The sequence below is a fragment of the Methanolapillus africanus genome (assembly GCF_032714475.1).
Lineage (GTDB): Archaea > Halobacteriota > Methanosarcinia > Methanosarcinales > Methanosarcinaceae > Methanolapillus > Methanolapillus africanus.
Window position 1 is genome coordinate 113191 of the sequence record NZ_JAWDKD010000013.1, and the last position, 11132, is coordinate 124322.

The 11132-nt window shown below is 46.2% G+C and carries 8 protein-coding genes and 2 tRNA genes; 8 read left to right on the top strand and 2 right to left on the bottom strand.

The window, feature by feature from the left end; all coding sequences use genetic code 11:
• Positions 1-138: 138 nt before the first annotated feature.
• Positions 139-930: a Fic family protein gene (locus tag MsAg5_RS03680; protein WP_338099270.1), complete on the bottom strand. Its 792-nt coding sequence runs from the start codon at positions 928-930 to the stop codon at positions 139-141.
• 222 nt (positions 931-1152) lie between these two features.
• On the opposite strand from MsAg5_RS03680, the gene MsAg5_RS03685 reads away from it, so the two are divergent.
• The 6 genes from MsAg5_RS03685 (at position 1153) to MsAg5_RS03710 (ending at position 7614) form a co-directional block, all read left to right on the top strand.
• A tRNA-Arg gene (locus MsAg5_RS03685) sits at positions 1153-1224 on the top strand.
• A gap of 65 nt (positions 1225-1289) precedes the next feature.
• Positions 1290-1361, top strand: a tRNA-Arg gene (locus MsAg5_RS03690).
• A gap of 201 nt (positions 1362-1562) precedes the next feature.
• A complete protein-coding gene (prf1, locus tag MsAg5_RS03695) occupies positions 1563-2810 on the top strand; it encodes a peptide chain release factor aRF-1 (RefSeq protein WP_338099271.1) in 1248 nt (415 codons plus the stop codon).
• Between the two features lie 98 nt (positions 2811-2908).
• On the top strand, positions 2909-3583 hold the full coding sequence (locus MsAg5_RS03700) for an L-threonylcarbamoyladenylate synthase (RefSeq protein WP_338099272.1): 675 nt from the start codon (positions 2909-2911) through the stop codon (positions 3581-3583).
• Positions 3580-3825, top strand: coding sequence for a hypothetical protein (locus tag MsAg5_RS03705; protein WP_338099273.1), 246 nt, complete (start codon positions 3580-3582; stop codon positions 3823-3825). The genes MsAg5_RS03700 and MsAg5_RS03705 overlap by 4 nt, the downstream gene beginning before the upstream one ends.
• A gap of 81 nt (positions 3826-3906) precedes the next feature.
• Positions 3907-7614, top strand: a complete 3708-nt coding sequence (locus MsAg5_RS03710) for a DNA polymerase II large subunit (protein ID WP_338099274.1) — start codon at positions 3907-3909, stop codon at positions 7612-7614.
• 503 nt (positions 7615-8117) lie between these two features.
• On the opposite strand, the gene MsAg5_RS03715 is transcribed toward MsAg5_RS03710, so the two are convergent.
• A complete protein-coding gene (locus MsAg5_RS03715; RefSeq protein ID WP_338099275.1) occupies positions 8118-9413 on the bottom strand; it encodes an AI-2E family transporter in 1296 nt (431 codons plus the stop codon).
• A 215-nt stretch (positions 9414-9628) separates the two neighbouring features.
• On the opposite strand from MsAg5_RS03715, the gene MsAg5_RS03720 reads away from it, so the two are divergent.
• Positions 9629-10858, top strand: a complete 1230-nt coding sequence (locus tag MsAg5_RS03720; RefSeq protein ID WP_338099276.1) for a hypothetical protein — start codon at positions 9629-9631, stop codon at positions 10856-10858.
• Entirely contained in the window at positions 10855-10992 is a 138-nt protein-coding gene (locus MsAg5_RS03725) for a hypothetical protein (protein WP_338099277.1), read from the top strand. The genes MsAg5_RS03720 and MsAg5_RS03725 overlap by 4 nt, the downstream gene beginning before the upstream one ends.
• Positions 10993-11132: the final 140 nt, after the last annotated feature.

Sequence of the window (11132 nt, forward strand, 5' to 3'; positions counted from 1 at the left end):
AAAATTGTATAAATTAATATTGTTCCAGTCAACTGCATTTGAATTCGATTGGCTTTTGAATTTCTTTTAAATTTGGGGTTGATTTTTGACGATCAATGAAAGCCGACGCCATAACGCGCGCGCCGGCGCCGCGAAAATTTAAATGTCCCGAATTTTCAAACTTTCCGGCAGCATCAGCAGAAACGGAAGACAGCGGTCGTCGTCAATGTTGTTGAAAGCCGATCCGGTCAGCGTATTGACATTGTACCGGTCTTTGTTTTCAAAATAATACTTCTCAGACGGCAGTTTGATAAAACAGTTGCCGAGTTTTTCTTTCAAAAACCATTTTTCAAGCAAAACGGTGGCTTTGACGTTGTTTTTGATGAACGGATGAATCTGAATCACTTTCAGATGAATGAGCGCCGCGTGGTAAAATATTTCGGAAACGGATAGGTCTTGTTTGAGCAGCAGCACCGTTTGATTAAAGACGGACGCCATGAGCGCGCCGACATATTCCGGCTCCGGCGGCGTATAGACGCGTTTTCCGCGCCCGTTGAAAATCGCAACCGGGACGCGGCGGTATTCGACGCGAGGCGTTTTTTTATTCGGACCCGATAAAATATCCGACAAATAATGCACCGCTTCGTGGAAATTCTTCTCCGTCAGCTCTTTTTCAAAAGCGACGTGATACGCCGACATCGCCCGTTCGATTTCATCAACGGTCGGTTCATAGAGCACGGCTTCTTTTTCGCCGCTTTTTTCCCGGATCACGTCCGCTTTGCCGTCCAAATTCCATAAATAAAACGCGAGCGACATCAGGATGTCGTTGTCCGCCTCATCGAGGTCGGATCCGGTTTTAAAATCTTCTTCAAACGCATTGGCGAGCGGTCTGAGTTTTCGCCCGGTCGCGTCGTTGAATTTCATAAAATATTTTTTATCGGCCACATCCATTTTGATTCCCCCGCTTTTTGATACGCCATATCCCTGAATCTTTAAAATATTATCTTTTGTTTTTAAAACGGCTCCGGTTTTCATTGAATAAAGGTGATTACTGTCACGCGCGCGCATGGGCGCGGCGGAATTTGCGGGGTTGGTGTTGACTTGGCGTTGACTTGGCGTTGACTTGACATTATCATAAGGTTTATATCCGATATTGCCTATTTGTTGCTCTGTGTCCTGATAGGGTAGTGGATATCCTGGAAGCCTGCGGAGCTTTCGACCTGAGTTCAAGTCTCAGTCGGGACGTCGCCGCCGCGAATTCGTTCGCGGCTTTTTTATTTATTTTTTCGTTTTGTTTTTTGTTCTGTCAAGTCCTGATAGGGTAGCGGATATCCTGAGAGCCTCCGGAGCTTTCGACCTGAGTTCGAATCTCAGTCGGGACGTTTTTATTTTTTAACCCAACATTTCTTTTTATCCTTATTTGTTCGTTTTACTTTGTTTTTGCCGTCTTTTTCAGATTGGTTTATAATTTATGAGTTCATTTAATCCAAAATTCTAAAATCTATATTTATACAAAGATGATATTCAATTCATTTTCAATTATTCAAATATTATTTCAATGATTCTTTCGGAGTATTTTTAAAATGGCAGAAACGTCAGCGCATGAGAAATACGAATTCAAAAAAACGCTTGAGATTCTTCGCGACAAGAGCGGCCGCAGTACCGAATTGGTTTCCCTTTACATTCCGCCGGACAAACAGATTTCGGACGTCGCCGCCGACTTGCGCGAGGAGCACAGCCAGGCGTCCAACATTAAATCCAAATTGACGAAAACAAACGTGCAGGGTGCGATTGATTCCCTTTTGTCCCGGCTGCGCTACCTGGACAAAGTGCCGGAAAACGGGATCGTTTACTTTACGGGTGCTGTCGACATCGGCGCCAACAAAACCAGCATGGAAAGTTACGTCATTCACCCGCCCGAACCGATTGTGACTTATAAATACCACTGCAATTCCGAGTTTTACTTAGAGCCGCTCGAATATATGCTCAAAGAAAAAGGAACGTTCGGCCTTTTGGTCATGGACCGCCGGGAAGCGACCATCGGGTTGTTGACCGGTAAAAAAATCGATTCTTACCGCCGCCTCACCTCGACCGTTCCCGGCAAACAAAGAAAGGGTGGTCAGAGCGCCCAGCGTTTCCAGAGTCTGCGTTTGATCGCGATTCACGAATTCTACAAACGCATCGGCGACGCCGCCAGCGAAGTCTTTTTGGCGGTCGACCCGAAAGATTTGAAAGGCATTCTCATCGGCGGACCGTCTCCGACCAAAGAAGAATTCAACGACGGCGAGTTTTTCCACCACGAGCTCCAGAAAAAAATTCTCGGGCTTTTTGACATCGCTTATACGGACGAGTCCGGGCTTTACGAACTTGTCAATTCCGCGAGCGAAAAACTGGCGGACTTGGAACTGATGGAACAAAAAGCCATCATGAAAGGCTTTTTCAAGGAACTCATCGCCGAATCCGGACGCGCGTCCTACGGTGAAAAAAGCGTTCGGTCCAACTTGGACATCAACGCCGTTGAAACATTGATTTTGTCCGAAGACCTGCGCGCCGAAAACATGTCCGCCGTTTGTCAAAGCTGCGGCGAGTACAACAACAAAACACGCATGTGGCGCCCGGGAGAACACGTGCCGGACATCGGCGTGTGTAAAAAGTGCGGCGCAGGACTTGAAAATGTTGAAATTAAAGACGTCGTCGACGAATTGTCGGAAATGGCCGACAAGTCCAACGCCAAAGTTTACTTTATTTCCACCGACTTTGAGGAAGGCAATCAACTCATGTCGGCTTTCGGCGGCGTCGTTGCCGTTTTAAGGTACAACACGGGCCAGTAACGTCTCCAAATCCGATTGTCCGTTTCATCATCGGACAATCGCGGCTATCCGTCCGTGCAGCTGACCGCTGCCGCAAAATTTCATCGGAGGTGCGATTCATGGAATTTTCAAAAACAATTGTTTTTCCGTTGCCGGTCAAAGACGCGCCCACGCCGGCCGATCAAGCGGTTTTTGACACCGTTATTGAGCATGCCGCTGCTGCTCTTACGGGCGGGCAAATCGTCGCGTTTCCGACGGACACGGTTTACGGTCTCGGCGCTGGCGCGTTTGACGCGAAAGCCGTGGACAAAATCTATCGGGCCAAAGGGCGTCCGCCGGAAAAGCCGCTCAGCATCCTGATCGGGTCGGCGGGCGACATGAAAAAAATGGCGTCGGACGTTCCGGAATCGGCTTTTATTCTCGCGGAGAAGTTTTGGCCGGGTCCGCTCACGATTATTCTCAACAAAAATTCTCAAATTCCGGACAACGTGACGTGCGGGAAAAAGACGGTCGGGCTTCGGGTTCCGAATCATCCGGTCGCCTTGGCGCTGATTCAAAAAACCGGGCCGCTCGCTTGTCCGAGCGCGAACCTGTCCGGAAACTCCGATCCGAAATCCGCAGCGAATGTGCTGGCGGATTTGGACGGCAAAATTGATCTTTTAATTGACGGCGGCGAAACAACGATTCAAATGCCGTCCACGATTATTGATTTGACGGAAAATCCGCCCAAAATACTCAGGCGCGGCGGACTCTCGGTCGAATCCATTCAAGCATGTATCGGTGATATCCAATGAAAGCGGAAAAAAAGGCAAAAATCAGAAGCCGTCAGCAGCAAGCTCAGCTTGGCGAGTCGGTGCGCATTTTGAATTTGATCAACCTCGTCGTCATCGTTGGCGGCGTCCTTCTTTATTATTTCAGCAAGAGCGACTTGATGACAAAAATCGGCACCGGTTTGATTGTGGCCGGCGGAATCATGATTTTGATGACCATCGGTATTCAGATGTATTACGGCACCAAAATGAGGAAAGCCAAATAACGGCTTTCGTCATTCATTTTTTATTTGTTTGATTGAATGATCGGGCAAAGCAAACGAAAATCTCTTTTTTGAGGAACGGCAATGGAAGAAAAGAAATTGGCAGTCAGCGACGATATGGCGGAATATTTCAGCCGGCTTGAGTCGAAGATGCACCATGAGATCGATCTGGCCAATAAAGCCCGTTCCAATGGGGAAGACCCCGAGCCCAATATGGAAATTCCGCTGGCGAAAGACTTGGCCGACCGGGTGGAAAACCTCATCGGCGTTTCCGGCGTCGCCGTCCGCTTGCGTGAAATTGAAATGGAAGGCAAAAACCGTGAGGAATCTGCCTTGCTGATCGGCAAGGAAATTGCGGAAGGCAAAGTCGGTAAATTCCGCGACAAGCAGGAAGCGGTGGACGCCGCCATTCGCGTGTCGATGGCTGTTCTCACGGAAGGCGTCGTTGCGGCGCCGATTGAAGGCATTGCCGAAGTGAAAATTGATAAAAACAATGATGGGACTGAATATCTGCGGATTTATTATTCGGGACCGATTCGAAGCGCCGGCGGAACGGCGCAGGCGCTTTCTGTTTTGGTCGGCGATTATGTCCGGCGCAGCATCGGTCTCGATCGGTTTAAGCCGAGAAAAGAGCTGGTGGAGCGTTACGCGGAAGAAATCCGGATTTATAAGCGGACGGCGTCGCTTCAGTATTCGCCGACCGATGATGAAATCCGTCTGATTATTGAAAACTGTCCGGTTTGCGTTGACGGCGACGCGACGGAAGACGCTGAAGTCGAAGGCTACCGGAATTTGCCGGAAATCCCCGGAAACCGGGTGCGCGGCGGCATGGCCTTGGTCGTTGCGGAAGGCATGATTTTAAAGGCGCCGAAAGTCAAAAAACACGTGGACGCCCTTAAAATGGACGGCTGGGAATTTTTGGACAAGCTGATCGCGGGCACAAAATCCGGCGGCGACGACAAAGACAAAGCGGATACAAAAGTCGAAGTGATTAAGCCGGGTCAGGTGACCAAAAAAATCAAGCCCAAAGACAAATATTTACAAGATTTAATTGCCGGTCGGCCTCTTTTCTCACATCCGTCCCGTCCGGGCGGTTTTCGCCTCCGGTACGGCCGCGCCCGAAACACGTCGTTTGCGGCGGCCGGCATCAGCCCGGCGTCGATGAATCTTCTCGGTGATTTCATCACCAACGGCACGCAGCTGAAAGTGGAGCGTCCCGGAAAAGCGGCCGGCATGGCGGCGGTGGATTCTTTGGAAGGTCCGACCATCCGTTTGAAGAACGGCGACGTTCTTCGGGTGGACGACGCCACTGCGGCAGAAAAAATCAAGCCTGAACTGGAATATGTGATTGATCTCGGCGAAATTTTATTCAATTTCGGCGACTTTTTGGAAAACAACCATCCGCTAACGCCGTCACCTTATGTTTTTGAATGGTGGATTTATGATTACGAAGACGGCTACCGCCGGGAAGCGGACAAAAAATCCAAAGGCGAACCGACAGATTTTGATTTTGAAAAATTTCCGAATCCGGACGAAAACAAAGCGGCGCCATATCTTGAAATTTTGGGCCGGCTCAAAAATCTGGCCGCGGAAGACGCCGTTTTGCTGACCAAATACGGTATTCCGCTCCACCCGGCTTACGATTATTTGTGGCACGACATGTCGTTGGATGATTTTATCCGGCTGGCTGAGTTCGTTTCTGAAAACGGCGCGCTGACGGAATATGTTCCGGCTGCGGCGGAAACCGCCGGTCTTGAAAGCGGTGTTGAAAACAATGGCGTTGGCAGCTGTTCGTTTGGCGTATCGCTTTCGGACGTCCGATATGCCGGAAAAGTTTGCTTATCGATTCCTTATGAAGCGGCCGTGCAGAGTGGAATGAAGACGCTTCTTGAAAATTTGCTGGTTTCACATATCGTTCGTTCCGTTGGAGATACGACGATGATTCTTGTTGCGGATCCGGTTCCGTTTTTGTGTTGTCTGGGTCTTTGGGACGCCGAAAAATCCGGCCTTCGGAAGTTTGACGCGGCGTCGGCGGCGAAAATCTTTTCGGAAAACGGTGCCGACACCTGTCTTGAAGCGGTCAGCCTGTTGTCCGGGATGATCGTCAAACCCCGGGCGCCGTCTCGAATCGGCGCGCGGATGGGCCGTCCCGAAAAATCGGATATGCGCAAAATGTCGCCGGCGGCGCAGGCGCTTTTCCCGATCGGCGATCAGGGCGGCAAAACCAGAAACATCGTCGACGCGTCCGAATACCGCGAAACCATGAACAGTTCGACGGGTCAGATCAAAGTGAAAATGGGGACGCGGACTTGTCCGCGGTGCGGCCGGGAAACGCACAAATGGCGCTGCGGCTGCGGCGAATACACGATTGAAAAGCTTTATTGTCCGCGCTGCTCGATTGAAACATCGGAGGCCAAGTGTCCGAAATGCGGGAAACCGACGACAGGCGTCCGGGTAGGGACGATTGAGTTTCGGCCGATTTACAAGGAAGCAATTGAGCGGCTGGGCGTTCGCGATAATTTCGACATGATCAAAGGCGTCAAGGAATTGATGAGCCGGGCCCGGGCGCCGGAACCGCTGGAAAAAGGAATTTTGCGGTCGCTTCACGATGTTTATATGTTTAAGGACGGGACGGTCCGTTACGATATGTCCGACATTCCGCTCACCCACATTCGGGCGGACGAATTGGGAATTACGGTCGACGATCTGAAACGCAACGGCTACAAGGCGGATATTTACGGCAACGAGCTGACCGATCCGAGTCAGACGGTTTGCCTTTTTGTTCAGGATTTGGTGATTTCAAACGACTGCGCCGATTATTTAATCAAGACGACGCAGTACATCGACGATTTATTGGTTCGCTATTATGGTGTGGAACCGTACTACAAATGCGAGACCCGGTCTGATCTCATCGGCACTTTGGTGATCGGTCTCGCGCCGCACACGTCAGCCGGCGTTTTGGGCCGCCTCATCGGTTTTACAAGCGCGTCCGTCGGCTTTGCGCATCCGTATTTCCATGCGTCCAAACGCCGCAACTGCGACGGCGACGAGGATTGCGTGATGCTGCTGCTTGACGGTCTTCTCAATTTCTCAAGGTCATATTTGCCGGACAAACGCGGCGGCCAGATGGACGCGCCGTTGGTTTTGACGATTCGGATCGATCCGAATGAAATCGATAAGGAGGCGCACAACATCGATATGTGTGCGCGCTACCCCCGGGAATTTTATCTCGCGACGGAGAATTTCAAAAATCCGGGCGAGATTTCCAAGATGATGGATCTTGTCAGCGGCCGCCTGAAAACGAACGACCAATATGAAAATTTCATGTACACGCATCCGACGACGAATATTGCGCGAGGGCCGGCGTATTCCGCATACAAGACGCTTGAAAGCATGACGGACAAGATGGACGCGCAGCTTCAGCTGGCTGAAATTATCCGCGCCGTCGACGCGTCCGACGTGGCCGAGCGTGTTTTGAAGTCTCACTTCCTGCCCGACATCATGGGCAACCTGCGCGCGTTCTCAAAACAGACGTTTCGCTGCATCAAATGCGAAGCCAAATTCCGGCGTCCGCCGCTCACGGGAACTTGCCCGAAATGCAACGGCGGAAACGTTATTTTGACCGTCCACGAGGGTGCTGTGCGCAAGTACATTGAAGTGTCCAAGCAGGTCGCGGAAAAGTATAACGTTTCCGTTTACACGAAAGAGCGGATTTATTTGTTGGAAAAAGACATTGAGTCGACTTTTGAGAACCACAGGATCAAGAAGACGCAGCTGTCCGATTTTATGTGACGGAAAATCTCATTTTTTCTTTTTTGGCGGGCAGCGTGCGCGCGCGTTACGGCAACACATTTTCGTTGAGCGTCGACGAAAAATCGTGGTTCGTTTTTGTATTTGATTTTGTTTTGAGTTGCAGGTCGGTTTTGCTTTTTGTTTTGTTTCATCTCTCATTCTTATTCTTTCAAGCAAACCACCCCGTTTAAACAGACGCTTTGCGTCTGTTTAAACGGATATCGCAAATGGGAAGATGCTGGTTGGAACCTGGCGGCCACAAAACCGGAAGGAATCAACTGTATTTTTAGAAACGGGGGATACAAACTGAAATCTAAAAACAGTCACCTGTAGGTGCAAATTGGAATTTAAAAACAGTCACCTGTAGGTGCAATTGGAATTTAAAAACAGTCACCTGTAGGTGCAAATTGGAATTTAAAAACAGTCACCTGTAGGTGCAAACTGCAAACTAAAAAATAGAAATCAGCAGTTCCAACATCGGAACTGCTTACTTTAAATCAACTTTAAACGGCTTGTTTTTCGCCCGGCGCCAAAACGCTTGGCGCGATTTCTTCCGGATCGTTCGGGTCTGCCGGGTCCGGATACAAAAGCACCAGCTGTTGGTAGCAAGAAACCAAAATAATCTTGCAGAAAATGTATAGCGGCATCGCGAATATCAATCCGAAAACACCGAACAGTTTGAGACCGGCGAGCGCCAGAATTACGGACGTGAACGAACTCACTTTGATGCTGATGTTGGACGTCACGATGTTCGGGAGCACGAAGAAGTAGTCGAACAGCTGAATGACGACGATAATTCCGATGACGGCAAGCATCGTGTTCATACCGAAGTTGTACGAATACACAATGATCGGCAAGGCCGGAATCACGAATCCAATGTACGGCGCCGTGTTGAAAACGCCCATCAAAATACCGCTGATGAGCCAGTGCGGAATGCCGGCGATGTAAAATCCGATGCAGTAAAGGAAGGAAATCACGACGGCTTCCAAAATTTTCATGGACATGTACGTGTCCAGGTCGCCCAGAATTCTCTTGATTGTTTTGGCGACGGCGTCTTTGTACTGGTCCGGCGCGTAGGAAACGATTTTGTCGCCGAAATATCCTTTTCTCTTAAAGTAAAATCCGGTCATAATCGGAATCACCAAGAGCGTTGCCAGAAGGATGGAAATAATCATTGAAATCGAGTTCTTGGCCATCGTCAAAATGCCGCTTCCTGAGATCAACATCGCCCGGATCAAATCTTTCCACGTAAATGAAAAGTCAAACGGCTGAATGGTTGCATTGGTCGTATTGCTGCCGGTTGTGTTGTTGGACGCGTTGCCGGTTGTGTTGTTGGACGTGTTGTTGGCCGGCGGAGGTGGAGTACTTCCCGTTTCGTTCGGATCGTTCGTATTGCTGTCGATTCCGGGGACGTATTCCACGACGGAAATGTTGGTCAAGTTTTCAGCGATATCGTCGGCGGTTGTGTTATAATCGGCATTGAGCTCGTCCAAACTATCCGTAAAACTGGTGAAGTAATCCGAAAAATAAGCCGCTTGGCTGACAACCAAAGCGCCCATGGTACAAAATGTGACAACTAAAATGCCGGCAACGATGACTTTTTGCTGCGTCTTCGTATAATTGACGGTCATGCGGTTGAAAACGCGGAGCAGCCGCTCAATGAAAATGATCGTCAGAAGACCGATTACCAAAGCAATAAAAACAACTCTTAAATAAAAGACCAACGAAACCATTAAAACCAAGAGTACAAAAACAATAAGCATGTACTGCCAAACTTTTTTATTTATCGATAATTCCATTGACTCACCAAAGGCTTCGTTTCATGATCAATCCAATAATAATCAAATGGATTGAATTTATTTTTATTTAAAATGATACAGTCTTTAAAGTAAATGTTAATATATTAATTTATTTAATTAAATGTTTTTGTTTTTATTTAATTATTGATTAATCTTTTAAATATTTTTGAGCATATTTAAAAAATTATTTATTTCTTTGAGTTTTTTTGTTTTTTATGACAGCAGAAATTGTAATTATGAATGACGATGCTGTCGCCATGGCGAGCGACAGCGTGGTGACGATCGGAACTGAAGATTTTGATGAAAAAACATACCCTTCTGCAAACAAGTTATTTTCCATTTCTTATGATTTACCGATTGGGATCATGACTTATGGGAATGGTAAGTTCATGAATATTTCTTGGGAAACCCTCATCAAAATGTACAGAACCTCCTCCAAAAAATCATTTTCAAATTTAAAAGAATGTGTTTTTGATTTCATCAACTTTTTAGAAAACATTCGTGAATTTGATGAAGAAAAACAAAAAAATGAAATTTTGGATAACTTTTCGATATTTCATTATCAAATTCTTAAAAACATTATCTCTGCAATAAGGTATGAAAACAATGGGAGGCAGGAGGATGCTGAAAAGTCAAATTTAGAAAAATCAAATAGATTAAACCAGCCTGTTGAAAATATTAATACACTCATTCAAAATATTTTATTTGATGAAATTGATAATGTAAAAAAATCAGAGCCGTATTTCTTTATTGAAAAAGATTTTGAAAATGATCAACAGTTTTTATGTAATCTAAGAGAAGATTTTAAGGAAATACTCGAAAAAAATTATGGAAAAATTTATGATACTTTCAAAGATTTAATTGATGAATTAACTGAATCCTATTTTAAACATATCAGTGATTATAATTTTTCCGGAATCATTATTTCCGGATTTGGCAGCGATGAAATTTTTCCAAAAACATATTCTTTGATGATGAGGGAAATCAGGAATGGAAAGGTTGTTTATACCATCGAAGAAAAGAAAGGAACCGGTGTTTATCCGTTTGCACAAACGGACATGGTTGATTTATTTATGAAAGGTGTAAGTCCTGAGACTTACGCAAATTTATGTTTGGCAATTGAGAATAAATTCCCGGATATTTGTAAAGACATTTTTGAAACGATGGCAAATTCAATTGATGATGATATTGATAATACAAATCAACTGATAGAAAATTTACCAAAATCTGAATTAGCGTTTATGGCGGAAACCCTTGTTAATTTAACATCGTTTAAAAGAATGTTTTCAATAGGTATGGAAACTGTTGGTGGTCCTGTAGATGTTGCCGTCATTTCAAAAGGTGATGGTTTTATATGGATTAAAAGAAAACATTACTTTAAACCTGAATTAAATCCACATTTTATTGCGCATTATTACAACAAACGATTGGAGGAACAATCATGATCAAAGATAAGTATTCATCTTACACAGAGTTTGAGAAGGATGTCCTTCCAAATCATTATGAAGAGCAAAAAAAGCAGTATCTGAAAGAAAAGAAGTTAAAATCTTTGAAAATGTCGGAGCTTTTTAAAAACTGAACTCCTTTTTTTGTTTCTTATCTTCAATCAAGAAGTGCATAATTTCATGACTTCGTAAGAAGTCATGAAATTTAAGCACTTTCTTGGCCTATTATTCAGCCTATTTTCTAAATTTTTTAATTCTTCCCAACTTACCTTTG